This window comes from Kosakonia sp. LAM2021 (assembly GCF_016620385.1).
Classification (GTDB): domain Bacteria; phylum Pseudomonadota; class Gammaproteobacteria; order Enterobacterales; family Enterobacteriaceae; genus Kosakonia; species Kosakonia sacchari.
Genome location: NZ_JAENHT010000001.1, coordinates 497,888 through 514,997 on the forward strand (window position 1 = coordinate 497,888; position 17,110 = coordinate 514,997).

Annotated in this window: 12 protein-coding genes; 8 read left to right on the forward strand and 4 right to left on the reverse strand. The window is 54.5% G+C overall.

Annotation, left to right across the window (positions count from 1 at the left end):
* Positions 1 to 139: 139 nt before the first annotated feature.
* Positions 140 to 1,492 (reverse strand): molecular chaperone, encoded by a 1,353-nt coding sequence (gene yegD, locus JKP81_RS02255; protein ID WP_200550451.1) that lies wholly within the window; start codon positions 1,490 to 1,492, stop codon positions 140 to 142.
* A gap of 133 nt (positions 1,493 to 1,625) precedes the next feature.
* On the opposite strand from yegD, the gene alkA reads away from it, so the two are divergent.
* Positions 1,626 to 2,480: a DNA-3-methyladenine glycosylase 2 gene (gene alkA, locus JKP81_RS02260; protein ID WP_200550452.1), complete on the forward strand. Its 855-nt coding sequence runs from the start codon at positions 1,626 to 1,628 to the stop codon at positions 2,478 to 2,480.
* 157 nt (positions 2,481 to 2,637) lie between these two features.
* On the opposite strand, the gene JKP81_RS02265 is transcribed toward alkA, so the two are convergent.
* Positions 2,638 to 5,967: a diguanylate cyclase gene (locus tag JKP81_RS02265; RefSeq protein WP_200550453.1), complete on the reverse strand. Its 3,330-nt coding sequence runs from the start codon at positions 5,965 to 5,967 to the stop codon at positions 2,638 to 2,640.
* A gap of 353 nt (positions 5,968 to 6,320) precedes the next feature.
* On the opposite strand from JKP81_RS02265, the gene udk reads away from it, so the two are divergent.
* From udk to asmA, 3 genes are all read left to right on the forward strand, one after another.
* Positions 6,321 to 6,962 carry a uridine kinase gene (gene udk / locus JKP81_RS02270; RefSeq protein ID WP_017458502.1) on the forward strand — a complete coding sequence of 214 codons (642 nt, stop codon included), beginning with the start codon at positions 6,321 to 6,323 and terminating at the stop codon, positions 6,960 to 6,962.
* Positions 6,963 to 7,048: 86 nt separating this feature from the next.
* Complete coding sequence (gene dcd / locus JKP81_RS02275) at positions 7,049 to 7,630, forward strand: dCTP deaminase (RefSeq protein WP_017458501.1); 582 nt, start codon at positions 7,049 to 7,051, stop codon at positions 7,628 to 7,630.
* A 25-nt stretch (positions 7,631 to 7,655) separates the two neighbouring features.
* Entirely contained in the window at positions 7,656 to 9,506 is a 1,851-nt protein-coding gene (gene asmA / locus JKP81_RS02280) for an outer membrane assembly protein AsmA (protein ID WP_200550454.1), read from the forward strand.
* 46 nt (positions 9,507 to 9,552) lie between these two features.
* On the opposite strand, the gene JKP81_RS02285 is transcribed toward asmA, so the two are convergent.
* Entirely contained in the window at positions 9,553 to 10,137 is a 585-nt protein-coding gene (locus JKP81_RS02285) for an NUDIX domain-containing protein (RefSeq protein ID WP_200550455.1), read from the reverse strand.
* Positions 10,138 to 10,221: 84 nt separating this feature from the next.
* On the opposite strand from JKP81_RS02285, the gene JKP81_RS02290 reads away from it, so the two are divergent.
* A complete protein-coding gene (locus JKP81_RS02290) occupies positions 10,222 to 10,977 on the forward strand; it encodes a DeoR/GlpR family DNA-binding transcription regulator (protein WP_200550456.1) in 756 nt (251 codons plus the stop codon).
* Positions 10,978 to 11,018: 41 nt separating this feature from the next.
* On the opposite strand, the gene JKP81_RS02295 is transcribed toward JKP81_RS02290, so the two are convergent.
* The gene (locus tag JKP81_RS02295; RefSeq protein WP_200550457.1) at positions 11,019 to 12,602 is read right to left on the reverse strand and encodes a TerC family protein; all 1,584 of its coding nucleotides are present in this window, start codon (positions 12,600 to 12,602) and stop codon (positions 11,019 to 11,021) included.
* A gap of 693 nt (positions 12,603 to 13,295) precedes the next feature.
* On the opposite strand from JKP81_RS02295, the gene JKP81_RS02300 reads away from it, so the two are divergent.
* The 3 genes from JKP81_RS02300 to wzc are packed head-to-tail and all read left to right on the forward strand — an operon-like array spanning position 13,296 to position 17,058.
* Positions 13,296 to 14,441, forward strand: coding sequence for a polysaccharide export protein (locus JKP81_RS02300; protein ID WP_065370566.1), 1,146 nt, complete (start codon positions 13,296 to 13,298; stop codon positions 14,439 to 14,441).
* Positions 14,442 to 14,443: 2 nt separating this feature from the next.
* A complete protein-coding gene (wzb, locus tag JKP81_RS02305) occupies positions 14,444 to 14,887 on the forward strand; it encodes a low molecular weight protein-tyrosine-phosphatase Wzb (RefSeq protein WP_131410552.1) in 444 nt (147 codons plus the stop codon).
* A 2-nt stretch (positions 14,888 to 14,889) separates the two neighbouring features.
* Positions 14,890 to 17,058: a tyrosine-protein kinase Wzc gene (gene wzc, locus JKP81_RS02310; RefSeq protein ID WP_200550458.1), complete on the forward strand. Its 2,169-nt coding sequence runs from the start codon at positions 14,890 to 14,892 to the stop codon at positions 17,056 to 17,058.
* Positions 17,059 to 17,110 lie beyond the last annotated feature (52 nt).

Here is a 17,110-nt window from a genome sequence, read left to right on the forward strand (position 1 = left end):
CTAGTTTAGTAACGGCATGCCCCGGAAAAATGGAGGAAAAATGAAACACTGTCTGGAAACGTATGGCAGGTAGGGTAATTTGCGTTAGGGGTATTTTAAAGAAGAAAATAATGCCGGGAGGGATCCTCCCGGCAAGATATTAACGAAACAGTGTCTGCGCCCAGCGCGCAAGACCGGCAGTGACGGAGCCGAAGTCATCGCCGCCCGCAATCGGGATCCCCGGCAGGGTTTGCGCCAGCGCTTTTTTAATCAGCGGTGAACGCGCGCTACCGCCGGTGAGATAAATCACTTCCGGCGTTTCCGCGCTGTTTGCCAGCGCCAGTTGTACCTGTTCAAGGATGCGTTGCAGCGGTTGATTTAGCGCGCTTTCCAGACCTTCCTGGTCAATTACCGCCGCGAGATTGTCGCTAATAAAGGGCAACTGTGCGCTAACCTGCGCGTCATCGGAAAGGGCGATTTTGCTCTCTTCGGCGCTGCGTACTAACCGGTAGCTGAGACGCTGCCGCCACACTTTCACCAGCAGCGCCACTTTCTCCGCATCGCGGGCGTCGCGCAGGAGATCGTTAAGCAAGCGGCCATTGGCGGCGCTGTAAAACTCGGTCTGCGCGGGAACATCGTTAATCGCTACCGCATTCCACCAGGGCAGGATCGGCAATGCGATACCTTTTTCTGTCTGACCGCCCATGCCGAGCAGCGGCATCAGGCTTTTGAACGCCAGCGCAATGTCTAAATCGTTACCGCCAACGCGGCAACCGCTGTGTCCCAACAGACTGGCGGCGCGCTCTTGCTTGTCGCGCCACTGCGGCCCCATCAGCAATAATGAGCAGTCGGTGGTCCCGCCGCCGATATCCACCACCAACACGCGTTTTTCCGCACTTAGCGTGGCTTCAAAATCGAGCCCGGCGGCGACCGGTTCGAACTGGAACACCACATCACGGAACCCGGCGCGCTTCGCGGCGCGCTCAAGGATCCCTTGCGCCTGCGCGTTCGCCTCATCGCCGCCCAGCCCCTGGAAGTTAATCGGGCGGCCAATCACGGCCTGATCAATGCTTTCCGGCAGTTGTGTTTCTGCCTGCTGGCGAATATGCAGCATCATGGCGCAGACCAGATCTTCGAACAGGGCGATTTGCTGCGGTTTCAGGCCGCTGGCACCAAGGAAGGATTTCGGTGATTTAACAAAGTACACCTCTTCCGGGTCGCTGACATATTGACGCAATGAAGCCAGCCCGAGCTGCACGCTGGCGGCGCTAACCTCAATATCTTCCTCGCGGTTAAAGCTCATCGCCCGGCGCAACAGCGCCTGGGTTTCGCCGTCTGTCGCCGGAACCTGATGGTGGCGATAGAGCCACTCGCTGACCGCTTCACGCGTCGGTGCGCAGAGCATCGACGGGAGTAAGGTACTGTTGTTTTCCATTTTCAGCAGTTGCGCTGCGCCGTCGCGCATCACCGCGATCGAGCAGTTTGCCGTACCGTAGTCAAAACCAACAAACACGTGTTTATCCCCATGCCAGTGAAGAAGGGGGGCGACTTTAGCCGAATGCGTGGCGGGCGACAACCGGAATATGAAAGCAAGGCGGAAAATCCCCGGTTTGTTATGCTGTTAGCGTCACTATTCAGGAGTTGCTATGTACACACTGCACTGGCGCAAGCCATATGACTGGGCGTGGATGTTCGATTTTTTACGCGCGCGCGCCGTGGCGGGCGTCGAGGAGATTAGCGCAACGCGTTATGTGCGCACGTTCCATTTTCACAGGCATCGCGGGCTAATCACCGCCGAGCCTGACGAAGCCACCGCGACGCTGAAGGTCACGCTCAGCGATGGGCTTGTGCCAGTGGCTGAACACTGTCTGGCGCGCCTGCGGTGCTTGTTTGATCTGGATTGCGACGCAGAAGGGGTGAACACCTCGCTGGGCTCACTTGGCGCGGCGCGGCCCGGTTTGCGTTTGCCGGGCAGCGTGGACCCGTTTGAACAGGCGGTGCGGGCGATTTTAGGGCAACTGGTGAGTGTGGCGATGGCGGCGAAACTGACCGCAAAAGTGGCGCAGCGCTTCGGTGAACCGCTGGCAGACGCGCCGGGAATGATCTGTTTCCCCACGCCAGAGAAGCTGGCGCGAGCGCAGCCGGAAGAACTCAAAGCGCTGGGTATGCCGCTAAAACGCGCGGAGTCGCTCATTTTTCTCGCGCAGACGGTTAGCGACGGCACATTTCCGCTTAGCCCACCCGCAGATGTGGAACAAGGGGTGAAAGCGCTGCAAACCTGGCCGGGCATCGGGCGCTGGACCGCGAACTATTTCGCGCTGCGTGGCTGGCAGGCGAAAGATGTGTTCCTGCCGGATGATTACCTTATTAAGCAGCGTTTTGCCGGGATGACGCCCGGGCAAATCCGCCGCTACGCGGCGCGCTGGCAGCCGTGGCGGTCGTATGCGTTGTTGCATATCTGGTATACCGACGGCTGGCAGCCGGAAATGGAGGAGAAATAAGGTTATTAATTGAGCACAAGAGGAAAATAAGGCGTTATTGTCGCAGCAAGTTTGGAACCGGCCAGCGCGGAAAAACCGGAGCGTACACGTAGTACGTGAGGATTTTGAGCACTGCCCGGTTTCAAAATGGCAAGTAAAATAGCCTTATTACCTCTTGTTAGTTGATGGCGAAATAACTGGTATTTAGCATCAAATCCAGCGGCTGCGCCTGCGAAATAATATCCCCGTAGATCAAATCGATACCGATCCCTGACAGGGTATCCATCATTAGCGGCTGATGAGTTGGTCCGGCGATGCTCTTCACGCCCAGTCGCTGCGCGTGGCCCTGAATAATGGTCACCATCATTTCATCCATCAGATTGCCGTGGACGTTGGTGACTAACTCAGGCTCCAGCAACAGGTAGTCGGCCATATGCGGTGTGAGGTGGTTAAACACTTCCAGATCGTGCCCGATATGGCTGAAAATAATGCGGCAACCCGCATGGCGCAGGCGTTTTAGATTCTCATTAATAGTGTTGCCTTCGCGCATCAGCGCATCGGCATGAATAATCAGGTGCAGCAAACGCCCCGGCATTGGCCCACTTTCCAGCATTTGCAGCAGTTCTGTCACCAGAGACTGACTTGCCAGCCCAACGACGGAAAGGGGCAGGGCGACGCCAAGGCCTTTACCCGCGACGGCGGTCGCATGGTTGCGGAAAAATTCGTGAAACACCCGTCTGTCGAGTGCGCGGATAAGTTCCGGTTCCGACAACCCTGAGCGGAACGCGTGCTCCTCCATCACTTCCCCTTCGCTGGTCCACAGGCGCAGCGACAGCAGCCAGAAATTACAGGCCTCCGGCACGCGCGGAGAGGCCACGCCGCGCGCAATCATCAGCAAATGGTTGTCTTTGATCATATGCCACTGCTCATCCAGTGACATCATGCTGCGCTCATGCTGCATCAGCCCTTGCTGCGCTTCGTAGACGGTAACGATGCCGCGACCATTATTCTTGGAGGCGTAACAGGCGATATCCGCCTGCGACATGACGTCTGATGCCAGATAATTGGTCTCATCAATAATCGTAATCCCGGCGCTGGCGCCGATGCGGTGCAAACGGCCTTCCCACATAAACTGGTAATCATTGATGGCTTCCACCATCCGCCCGGAGATATAGCGCGCGCTCTCGATATTGCAGTCTGGCAGCAGTAGACCAAACTCATCGCCGCCGAGACGGGCGAGAATATCGGTGGATCGCAGCATGCTGAGCATCAGCGAGGAAATTTCGCGCAACAAGGCATCACCGGCGGCATGCCCGGCGGTGTCATTCACTGCTTTAAAGCGATCGAGATCGATAAACACCAGCGCGTGTCGCTGGTGGAACTCCTGCACGGTCACCAGCAGGCGCTTGAGATGATTTTCAAAACTGACGCGGTTCGCCAGGTGGGTGAGGGCGTCGTGAGAGGCGCTATAACTGAGCTGGCGCAACATTTTGCGCGACTCGGTGACATCCTGGATAACCAGCACCGAGCCGATATTCTGCCCGTCCAGTGTGCTTAACGGCGTGACGCTGTAGTGGATATCGAAGCTGCCGCCGGTACGACAGTGCAGCACCACATCCTGCTCAATCGCGGTACGCGACATATCGCCGCTATGAATGTTTTCCATCGCCGGACCGTTATCGCCGAAGGTGATACGCAGCACCGTCAATAAGGGCTGACCAATGGCGTGTTCCTGCGGCCAGCCGCTCATTTTTTCCGCCACCGGATTCATAAAGGTGACTTTCATATCAACATCGGTACACAGCACCGCTTCGCCGATGGAATCCAGCGTAATGTGCAGCCGCTCTTTTTCCTGGAACAGCGCATCGTTAAGCTGTTTTACCTCGGTCATGTCCATATTGACGCCGAGCAGTCGCTCCACTTCACCGTTCTTGTTGAGTACGCGGTTGGCAAGGGTGCGGATATGGCGAATCCCCTCTTTAACCGGCACTCTGAATTCCAGCTTGAAGGCGACGCGGGCGGCCAGCGCATCGCGGATAACGCGCTCGGTTTCCGGGCGATCCTCCGGCAAAATGCGTTCGTACCACAGATGCCAGGTCGGTTTCATATGCGCGGGGACTTCGTACATCTCAAACATACGTTTATCCCAACTGATGATGTCTGGCTCCAGCTCCCACTCCCAGATACCGATACCGCCCGCTTCGTTCGCAAGGGTAATGCGTTCCATCAGGCGCTTGTTCACCCACTCGGTTTGTTTCAGATCGTTAATATCTTCTATCTGGGCAATGAAATAGAGCGGGGTGCCGTCGGCGTGGCGCACGACAGAAACGGCCAGCAACCCCCAGACCAGATCGCCATTACGCGTGTAATAACGCTTTTCCAGCGAGTAGGTAGGAATGTCGCCGCGCACCAGTTGGTCAAGCAGTTCGAGGTCTTTGTGTAAATCTTCCGGCCAGGTGAGTTGCTGAAAGTTCATTAAACGCAGTTCATCCTGGCTGTAACCCAGAAACTGGCACAGCGCTTTGTTAGCCTGCAGCCACTGCCCTTCGGTGCCAACTAATGCCATGCCAATCGCGGAATATTCCATGGCGTTACGAAAACGTTCTTCGCTTTCGGTAATGTGCTTCCGCTCGGCGCGAAAGGCGTACATCACCATAGTCATCACGTTAACCGGCAGCAGGATCATCAAAAACGGCAGCCAGGGCGCGTTGGTCATCGCGCCGCTTTTCGGCGCGATAATCAGGTTCGGTTCCCGCGCGATAATCAACGACACCATCATGACGGTTATCAGAAACACCAGAAACGCTTCCATGCGCGGCAGACGAACCGCACTCCACATCAACAACACAATGACGGCGGTAAATGGCCACGGTAAATAGTGCAGCGACAGCCAGCTGAGCGCCAGCGTGATGGCAAGCGTCGCCAGCGTTTCCAGCAATAATTGCGGTTTGCGATGGCGCAGCAGATAGTGCGGTTTGAATAACAGCCCAAGCGGCACCAGCGCCAGCGCGCCAATGGATTCTGACAACACCCAAATAATAAAGGTACGCAAAACGTTTTCAGGCGGTACCAGCAAACAGATCAGCGCACCGCCGACCAGCGGCGGAACCACCGCACTGCCGATGGCAAGGCGGATCCAGTCGCTCAGATTTTGCAGCGGATTATACCAGGGCAGCAATTTACGCAGCAGCACGGCACCGACGGCCGCTTCAACAATATTGACGGCGGTATAGCGCAGATCGACAAAAGAGACGGAAAAAAGCAGGACGGTGGCGGCAACATTCCCCAGCGCGCAGGCGAACGCGATGCCGGGCCACATCTTGCCTGCGTGGCGGTAAAACGCCACGGTCATGATTGCGGTGGGAAACCAGAGCGGGGCAATGACGGTGCCAAAGCGGATCAGTTCCAGCGAGAACAGGGTGAAGATAAAAGAGAGTAGCCCTAAACTGAGCAGCCGCAGTCCAGGATAGGGTGTGGTAACCAAAACGCGCTGGTGTTGTTTCTTCATTACCGCTTAATCCGCAAGCCCTGTACCGTCCGGAACAGAGTCCGACGAATGAAATTTGAAATTTGGATTATGCTAGTACAAACAATTTACAATTCCTATGGCGGGCGCTCATAATTTGACATCATAGTGTTATTAATTACTTAGTGGATGAATAAAACGCGCACCGCGCTCCATTTTTGAGCGGTTTGCTTTGCGAATAATGCGTTTTGCGGGTAAAAAGTGGCGACTTTTTATCACACCTGAATCCCGTGTCTATTCGACTGGTATCGCGACGGTGAAATCCCTATAATTGCGGCGTTTGACGCTCTGGCGTCGCCCTTCCTTTACATCCAGGTTATCAGGTCGCTAAATTTATGACTGATCAGTCTCATCAGTGCGTCATTATCGGTATCGCCGGCGCATCCGCTTCAGGTAAAAGCCTTATTGCCAGTACTCTTTACCGCGAACTGCGCGAACAGGTAGGTGATGAACATATTGGCGTTATTCCGGAAGACAGTTACTACAAAGATCAAAGCCATCTGTCGATGGAAGAACGTGTAAAAACCAACTATGACCATCCGAGCGCGATGGATCACAGCCTGTTATTCCAGCATTTAGAATCGCTTAAACGCGGCGAAGCCATTGAGTTACCGGTTTACAGCTACGTTGAACATACCCGTACGCAAGAAACCATTCGCATTGAAGCCAAAAAAGTCATCATTCTGGAAGGGATCCTGCTGCTGACCGATTCACGCCTGCGCGATGCGATGAACTTCTCGATTTTCGTCGATACGCCGCTGGATATCTGCCTGATGCGCCGTATCAAACGTGACGTTAACGAGCGTGGCCGTTCAATGGATTCGGTAATGGCGCAATACCAAAAAACCGTGCGTCCGATGTTCCTGCAGTTTATTGAACCCTCCAAACAGTACGCCGATATTATCGTGCCGCGCGGCGGTAAAAACCGCATTGCCATTGATATTCTGAAAGCCAAAATCAGCCAATTCTTTGAGTAATAATGTTAGGCTGTCACCGTTCGTATTAATTTGCCCGGCCCCTGAGGCGCGCTCAGGGGTATGTCGCATCAAAAGGAGAATGTGCCATGCGTCTTTGTGACCGAGATATTGAAGCCTGGTTGAACGACGGTCGGCTCGCGATTAATCCGCGCCCGCCGGTTGAGCGTATTAACGGTGCGACGGTTGATGTCCGCCTGGGCAACAAATTCCGCACATTCAGTGGGCACACGGCGGCGTTTATCGATCTCAGCGGCCCGAAACACGAAGTTAGCGCGGCGCTTGACCGGGTGATGAGCGATGAAATTGTGCTGGCAGAAGGCGACGCTTTTTACCTGCACCCTGGTGAACTGGCGCTGGCGGTGACGTATGAATCCGTCACACTGCCTGCGGATTTGGTTGGCTGGCTGGACGGTCGTTCTTCGCTGGCGCGTCTGGGTTTGATGGTGCATGTTACCGCACACCGCATCGATCCCGGCTGGTCAGGCTGCATCGTGCTGGAGTTCTATAATTCAGGCAAGCTCCCGCTGGCACTGCGCCCGGGTATGCTGATTGGCGCGTTGAGCTTCGAGCCGCTTTCTGGTCCGGCAGAACGCCCTTATAACCGCCGTGAAGATGCGAAATATCGCGATCAGCAAGGTGCGGTCGCCAGCCGTATTGATAAAGACTGAGTGAAGTAGAGCTACTGAGGACGCCATGAGAAGAGTGTTAACCACGCTGATGATTCTGTTGGTCGTGCTGGTAGCCGGCCTTTCGGCGCTGGTGCTACTGGTCAATCCCAACGATTTTCGCGCTTATATGGTGCGTCAGGTTGAAGCCCGTAGCGGTTATCAATTGCAGCTTGATGGCCCACTGCGCTGGCATGTCTGGCCGCAGCTTAGCATTCTCTCAGGGCGGATGACCTTAACCGCTCCCGGTGCGCAGACGCCGGTGGTCGCCGCCGACAATATGCGCCTTGACGTTAATCTGTGGCCGTTGCTTTCACATCAGTTGCAGGTCAAACAGGTGATGCTCAAAGGCGCGGTTATCCAGTTAACGCCGCAAAGCGCCGCCGAGCCGCAAAAAGGCGCGCCCGTGGCACCGCGAGAAAACAACCTGCCGCAGGTGGAAGAGGATCGCGGCTGGTCCTGGGATATTGCCAGCCTGCAAGTGGCTGATAGCTTGCTGGTGTTCCAGCACGATGATGATGAACAACTGACGGTGCGCGATATCCGCCTGCAAATGGAGCAGGATTCGTTGCACCAGGCAAAGCTTGATTTCGCCGGGCGGATTAACCGCAACCAACGTGATTTAACGCTCTCTTTCAGCGCGCAAGTAGATGCCCGCGATTATCCGCATAACCTCACCGCTGCCATTGATAACGTGAAATGGCAATTGCAGGGCGGCGATGTTCCGACGCAGGGCATCGAAGGAGAAGGACACTTACAGGCGCAGTGGCAACGTGCCCAGCAGCGCCTGACGCTCAACGATCTGAGCCTGCGCGCGAACGACACCGCGCTCACCGGTAACGGCAGCGTGACGTTTGGCAACCTGCCAGTGTGGGCGCTTGATTTGCAGTTTGATTCTCTCAATCTTGATAATTTGTTACCGCCGGAGCAGACCGCCGATAACAGCGGCTCGCCGCAGCAGCAAGGGCAGGCGCAAAACCGCCTGCCGCGCCCGGTTATCTCCACCAGCCTGGATACACCGCAGTACAACGGGTTACGCAGCTTTACCGCACAGATTGGCATTAGCGCGAAAAGTGTGCGCTGGCGCGGAATGCAGTTTGCGGATGTGGTCGGGCAGTTCAACAATAATGCCGGTTTGCTGTCGATCCCCACGCTGCAAGGAAAAATGGGCAACGGGCAGATCTCGTTACCGGGTGAACTGGATGTGCGCAGTGAGGTATCCCGCGCGACCTTCCAGCCAAAACTGGATAACGTCGAAATCGGCACTATCCTGAAAGCCTTTAATTACCCGATTGCCCTGACCGGCAGCCTGAGCATGGCGGGCGATTTTTCCGGACCGAGTATCGACGCCGAAGATTTCCGCCGACACTGGCAGGGCGAGGCGCATGTCGATTTGAAAAACAGCCGTATGGAAGGGCTCAACTTCCAGCAACTGGTACAGCAGGCCGTGGCGCGCAGTAGCGATGTGCAGGCGCAGGAAAACTACGATAACGCTACGCGCCTTGATAGCTTCACCAGTGATGTGTCGCTGGAAAAAGGAGTGATGACCTTCAGTGATATGCAGGGGAGTTCCGCGCTGCTGTCGCTTACCGGGGAAGGCGAAATGGATCTGCTGAAAGAGCAGGCGGATACCCGCTTTGAAGTGCGTGTGATGGAAGGCTGGAAAGGGCAGAGCGAGCTTATCGATTTCCTGAAAAATACCCCAGTTCCGCTGCGCGTATATGGTAAATGGCAAACGCTCAACTACAGCCTGCAAGTGGATCAATTGCTGCGTAAACATCTGCAGGATGAAGCGAAACGCCGGTTAAATGACTGGGCGGATCGCAATAAAGATCGCCAGAGCGGCAAAGATGTGAAAAAACTGCTTGAGAAGATGTAAGCGAGCCAGTTTGCCGGGTGGACACTGCACCACCCGGCAACGCAATTTACAAAATGCCTTCCAGCGCCAGGTGCTGTAACAACATAATGGTTTTGCCGTCGGCAATCTCTCCGCTGCGAATAGCCGCCAGTGCGGCGCTAAAATCCATCTCCACCACTTCGATATCCTCACCTTCATCGGCTAAACCACCACCATTGCCGGTGCGTCGGCTGTCATCATATTCGGCGATAAAGAAGTGCAATTTTTCGCTGACCGAGCCGGGGCTCATCCACGCTTCAAACACCTTTTGCACCTGCTCAAGCCGGTAACCGGTCTCCTCTTCTGCTTCCTGTTTTATGCGCTCTTCCGCGGCAAGTTCATCCAGTAAGCCAGCTGCCGCTTCCAGCAAAAAGCCGCTGTGCTGATTAACGAACAGCGGCAAGCGAAACTGCCGGGTGAGGATCACGCTGCGTTTGCTCGCGTTATACAGCAGGATCACCGCGCCGTTGCCGCGATCGTAAACTTCGCGGCTCTGGCGCTGCCATTCACCGTCTCTGCGGCGAAAGTCAAAGGTGTACTTCGTCAGTTTGCCCCAATCTTCGGATAAGGGTTTGGTCGCAACAATGCGTACTTGTGCATTTTCAGATGGCATATTCGCTCCTCAGGACGTAAGATTGCATCTTATCGTGCAGTTTCGTGCATTAACAAGATATTTCGTGCAACCGGGAGCACCTCTATGCTGACCTCGCAACGCAAACAACTGATCCTCGCCCGCCTCGCTGAAGAGGGGCAGGTGCTGTCAAAAAATCTCAGTGAGCAGTTCGGCATTTCAGAAGATACCGTACGCCGCGATTTACGCGAGCTGGCGGCGGAAGGGCGCTTACAGCGGGTGCACGGTGGTGCGTTGCCGGCATCGGCGGCGGTGGTTACCTTTTCTGAGCGACAAACATTGCAATCGGATGCCAAGCGGCGGATCGCGCAAAAAGGGGCTGAACTGGTATCACCCGGGCAAGTGGTGATGATCGATGGCGGCACCACCACCAGTGAGTTAATCCGCTTTTTCCCTGACGATCTGCGCATTACCGTCGTCACCCACAGCCCGAGTATCGCTGTCGGGCTGGCACAACATCCGTGCATTAACGTGGTGATGATTGGCGGTCAGCTTTACAAACACTCTATCGTCAATGTCGGGGCGGCGGCGCTGGAGGGGATTGCTCGCGTGCGCGCCGATCTCTTTTTTTTGGGGGTGACCGGCGTGCACGTTGAGGCGGGCTTAAGCACCGGTGATTTCGAAGAGTCGCGTATCAAGCATGCCATGGCGCAAAGGGCGGCGGAGACGGTGGTGCTGGCCTCGCCGGAAAAATTAAATACCGCGTCACCGTGGGTGATCGGTGATATCGGTCTTATCAATACGCTGGTGGTCGATGCACAAACTGATGCGCGCACGCTGGAGCCGTTTGCCCGGCGTGGCATTGCGATTGTCAAAGCGTAGGAAAACAGGCAGGAAATGGCCGGGGCGAACCCCGGCATGTTTTACACTTCGTAATCAAGGTTATTGTCGCTGCGAAGCGGAATAAGCTGCACTTTTTGCACCCGATGGCTTTCGACATCGAGCGTTTTTAGCAGGTAATCCCCCACCTGAACCTCTTCTCCCGGCTGCGGAATGCGTTGTAAATACTCCATCAGCAGCCCGGCAATAGTGTGATACTCGCGTTTATCGTCGAGCGGCAGCGGCACATATTGCACCAGATCCTCCAGCGGCATATGACCATTTGCCGTCCAGCTCCCGTCACTGTTTTTCTGAATATCGTGGCGCGCGTCAATCTCTTCCACTTCGTTGGGCAAGTTGCCGGCGATGGTTTCCATCACATCGCTTAAGGTGACCACACCTTCAACGGAGCCAAACTCATCCACCACAAACGCAAAGTGGGTACGGGCATTACGGAATTGTTCCAGCGCCTGCAACAGCGGCAATCCTTCCGGGAACACCAGTGGCTGGCGCACCAGCACGCGCAGATCGAGCGGTTCGCCGTGCAACGATTGCTGGAGCAGATCGAGGATATGCACTACGCCCAGCAGGGTGTCATCCTCTTCGCCACCGGTAACCACCACGCGCGTATGCTGGTTTTTATCCAGCAGGGCGCGGACTTCAGCCTCCGGCGCGCTCAGATCGATATGTTCAATATCGTGACGCGACGTCATGATGCTGCTCACCGTGCGCTGATTAAGATTCAGCACGCGCTCAATCATCCGCCGCTCTTGCGGATTGAAAATCTGACCATCGTCACCATCACGCAGCATCGAGGCGGCATCGGCATCCAGCTCCGCTTCTTCTTTACGCCCGCTCAGCAAACGCATAACCGTTTCGGTGGTGCGCTGGCGCAGCGTTCGGTCGGCGAACAAAAAACGGCGGCGGTTGAAGATAGCCAGCTGGTTCAGCGCTTCAATCATGACCGAGAAGCCAATGGCGGCGTACAGGTAACCTTTCGGAATATGGAAACCAAACCCGTCGGCCACCAGGCTGAAACCGATCATCAGCAGGAAACTCAGACACAGAATAACAATCGTCGGATGGTTATTGACGAAGCGGGTGAGGGATTTACTCGCCAGCAGCATCAGCGAAATGGCGATAACCACCGCCGCCATCATCACGGCCAGGTGATCAACCATCCCCACGGCGGTGATCACCGAATCCAGTGAGAAAACCGCGTCCAGCACGACAATCTGCGTCACCACGGCCCAGAATTTCGCCCCGCGCCGCTGCGTGGGGTTGTCGCTGTCTTTCCCTTCAAGGCGCTCGTTGAGTTCAACCGTGGCTTTAAACAACAGGAACAGCCCGCCCACGAGCATGATTAAATCGCGGGCGCTGAAGCTGAGTCCGCGAACGGTAAATAAAGGTTGGGTCAGCGTGACCAGCCAGGAAATTGAGGCCAGCAACAGCAGGCGCATCAACATGGCGAGTATCAAACCGGTGACGCGCGCACGGTCACGCTGTGCCGGCGGCAATTTTTCGGCGAGAATTGCAATAAAAACCAGGTTATCAATACCCAGCACCAGTTCAATCACCACCAATGTGACCAGACCAGCCCAGATTGACGGATCGGCAATCCATTCCATCGTTAACGTAACACCTTATGTGATATGACAATTGTCACAACGCGATCATGGATAAAGATGAGATAAATTGCAATGTCAGCCTGCGATTTATCTTATTTTAGGTCGTTATTAAAAACGCTTTAAATGTTATTTCCTTATTGTTTCTGTGACTAACTATCACTATTTAAATATGGAAAATAGGAAAAGTCGCATGGGTAATGCTATGTCGGTTTTTTGTCAATATGCGGTAAATCTTAAAAAGCTAAAATTTTGGTCTTAATATTATTCTTAAAAAGATGTTTATCCCTGTATGTCGCCTTGCCTGCTATTCGCTTAGCTGCAACAATTCCTCCAGCATCGTTCAAATATACCAGCGTCTTTATTTTCAGCATTGTTAATCAGTGCGAAAGCCGGTACCTGCCGTATTTTATCTGGTTGGTAAGTAACGCCACCAGAAAGAGGATGTAATGGATGACTATCAATGACTTATCGTCAATCAGTGAATTGGTAACTGAAAGCCAGGGGCGGTAGCGTGCCTGCGGGTATGTCAATCAGCCTGGATTATTCTGTAATCGCATGTGGTTGAATAAACGCTTTTTAGGACTGATGCCAGTTATATTTCTCAAGAATTAACTGCATTCTGAATCTGTGTACAGCTTGAGCGCTTATTTAAATCGCACAGGATAATTACTCTGCCAAAGTGATAATTAATCAATGATGAAATCTAAAACGAAATTGATGCCATTATTGGTGTCCATTAGCTTGATGAGTGGCTGCACCGTCTTCCCCGGGAGCAATATGTCTACGATGGGAAAGGATGTGATTAAACAGCAGGATGCTGATTTTGATATAGACCGTATGGTGAATGTCTATCCATTAACCCCGCGTCTGATTGAACAATTGCGCCCGCGCACCAATGTTGCCCAACCAAATATGTCACTGGATCAGGAGATTTCAGCCTACCAGTACCGCGTTGGCCCAGGGGATGTGCTGAACGTAACCGTGTGGGATCACCCGGAACTCACCACGCCAGCCGGTCAGTATCGTAGTTCGAGCGATGCCGGTAACTGGGTACAACCCGATGGCACCATGTTTTACCCGTATGTCGGCAAGATTCACGTCGCCGGTAAGACGCTTTCCGAGATCCGTAGTGATATTACCAGCCGTTTAGCGACCTATATTGCTGACCCGCAGGTGGACGTTAATATCGCCGCGTTCCGCTCACAAAAAGCCTATATCTCCGGTCAGGTGGCGAAATCTGGCCAGCAGGCGATCACCAACGTACCGCTGACTGTTCTTGATGCGATTAATGCCGCAGGTGGTCTGACCGACAGCGCAGACTGGCGCAACGTTGTGCTGACACACCAGGGCCAGGAGCAGCGCATTTCGCTGCAGGCGCTGATGCAAAACGGCGATCTCAGCCAGAACCGTTTGCTCTATCCGGGTGACATTCTGTTTGTTCCGCGTAATGACGATCTGAAAGTGTTCGTGATGGGCGAAGTGAAAAAACAGAGCACGCTCAAAATGGACTTCAGCGGTATGACGCTGACCGAAGCGCTCGGCCAGGCCGAAGGTATCGATCTGACCACCTCCAACGCCAGCGGCATTTTTGTTATTCGTCCGCTCAAAGGCAGCGAAAGTGGCCGTGGCAACAAGATCGCCAACATTTATCAGCTCGACATGTCGGATGCGACATCGCTGGTTATGGCAACGAACTTCCGTCTCCAGCCGTATGACGTGGTGTATGTCACGACCGCACCGGTTGCGCGTTGGAACCGTCTCATCAACCAGTTGCTGCCGACAATCAGTGGCGTTCGCTACATGACCAACACGGCCAACGACATCCAAAATCTGCAATGACTATGTTCAACAAAATTCTGGTGGTATGCGTGGGGAACATTTGTCGTTCCCCAACGGCAGAACGGCTGCTGAAAAAATACCAGCCCGCTTTAACGGTGGCGTCAGCCGGGCTGGGCGCGCTGGTTGGACGTAGCGCGGACGCCAATGCCGTGAGTGTGGCGGCGGATAATCAACTCTCTCTGGAAGGGCATTGCGCGCGACAAATTACCGGAAAAATGTGCCGCGAATACGACCTGATTCTGGTGATGGAAAAACGTCATATTGCCCGCCTGTGCGAGATTGCCCCGGAAATGCGTGGAAAGGTCATGTTATTTGGCCACTGGGATAACGAGCGGGAGATCCCCGACCCGTATCGCAAAAGTCGTGAAGCTTTTGAAGCTATTTACACCTTACTTGACCAGTCTGCCCGCCATTGGGCGCAGGCATTGCAAGCTCAGCAGGGATAATAATGACAGAGAAAACACACCATTCGCATTCTGCTGCCCCGGCGGTGGGCAACGACGAAATCGATATTGGCCGTTTGCTCGGCACAATCATTGAGGCTCGCTGGTGGGTGCTGGGCATCACCTCGGTCTTCGCACTGATTGCTGTTGTCTACTGCCTGTTCGCCACCCCTATTTACAGCGCCGATGCGCTGGTGCAAATCGAGCAGAACACCGGAAGTTCGCTGGTACAGGATCTGAACAGTGCGCTGTCAAACAAGCCACCGGCGTCAGACGCGGAAATTCAGCTTATTCAGTCACGACTGGTGCTGGGTAAAACCGTTGACGATCTCGATCTGGATATTTCGGTAGTCAAAAACACTTTTCCGCTGTTTGGCGCAGGGTGGGATCGCCTGATGGGGCGGCAGAACGAGACGGTGAAAGTCACCACGTTCACGCTACCGAAAGGCATGAACGAGCAGACCTTTACCTTAAAAGTACTTAGCCCGAAACAATATCTGCTAAGCAGCGACGGTGGTTTTGAAGCGCGCGGCGAAGTGGGGCAACAGCTCAACAAGCAGGGCGTCACCATGATGGTGAGTGCTATTCAGGCCTCGAATGACAGTGAATTTACCGTCACCAAATATTCGACGCTGGGCATGATTAATAATCTGCAAAGCAACCTGACGGTGGCCGAAAACGGTAAAGATACGGGCGTACTCAGTCTGACTTATACCGGCGAAGATCGTGATCAGATCCGCGCCATTCTGGACAGCATCACGCGCAACTACCTTGAGCAGAATATTGAGCGCAAATCAGAAGAAGCGGCCAAGAGCCTGATCTTCCTCGATAAGCAACTGCCGGAAGTGCGCAAAAACCTTGATGAGGCCGAGGAAAAACTCAACACCTATCGCCAGCGCAAAGACTCTGTGGATCTGCCGCTGGAAGCGAAATCGGTGCTCGATTCGATGGTCAACATCGATGCGCAGTTGAACGAACTGACCTTCCGCGAAGCGGAAATCTCTAAGCTCTATACCAAAGTTCACCCGGCTTACCGCACCCTGCTGGAAAAACGTAAAGCGCTGGAAGATGAAAAATCGAAACTGAACGATCGCATCACCGCGATGCCGGAAACGCAGCAGGAGATTGTTCGTCTGACGCGTGATGTCGAATCAGGCCAACAGGTTTATATGCAACTGCTGAACAAACAGCAGGAACTGCGTATCACCCAGGCGAGCACCGTTGGCGATGTGCGTATCGTCGACCCGGCCATCGCACAACCGGGCGTGCTGAAGCCGAAGAAAGCGCTGATCATTCTTGGCAGCATTATCCTGGGCCTGATTGTTTCGGTGGTCGGTGTGCTGCTGCGCTCGCTGTTTAACCGCGGTATCGAAAGCCCGCAAGTGCTCGAAGAACAGGGCATCAGCGTTTACGCCAGCATTCCGCTGTCGGAGTGGCAAAAAGCGCGCGATAGCGTCAAAACCATCAAAGGGGTTAAACGCTATAAGCAGAGCCAACTGCTGGCGGTGGGGAACCCGACGGATCTGGCCATCGAAGCGGTGCGCAGCCTGCGTACCAGCCTGCACTTCGCCATGATGCAGGCCAATAACAATGTGTTGATGATGACCGGTGTTAGCCCGTCAATCGGTAAAACCTTTGTCTGCGCCAACCTGGCGGCGGTGATTAGCCAGACCAATAAACGCGTGCTGCTGATCGACTGCGACATGCGCAAAGGCTACACCCATGAACTGCTGGGCACCGACAACGTGAATGGTTTGTCCGAAGTGCTGGCCGGGAAGGGCACTATCGAGAGTTGCGCGAAGCCGACCTCTATCAGCAACTTTGACCTTGTACCGCGTGGTCAGGTGCCGCCAAACCCTTCTGAACTGCTGATGAGCGAACGCTTCAGCCAGCTGGTGAAATGGGCCAGCAGCCACTACGACCTGGTGTTGATTGATACCCCGCCAATTCTTGCGGTAACGGATGCGGCAGTAGTGGGTCGCCATGCAGGGACCACGCTGATGGTGGCGCGCTATGCGGTGAACACGCTCAAAGAGATCCAGACCAGCCTGAGCCGCTTCGAGCAAAATGGTATTCAGGTGAAAGGCGTGATCCTGAACTCGATTTTCCGCCGCGCGACCGGTTACCAGGATTACGGCTACTACGAGTACGAATACAAGTCCGATTCAAAATAACCAGACCTTACCTCTGTCCCTCAACGCGCTGCGCCTTTTCCATTACCGGAAA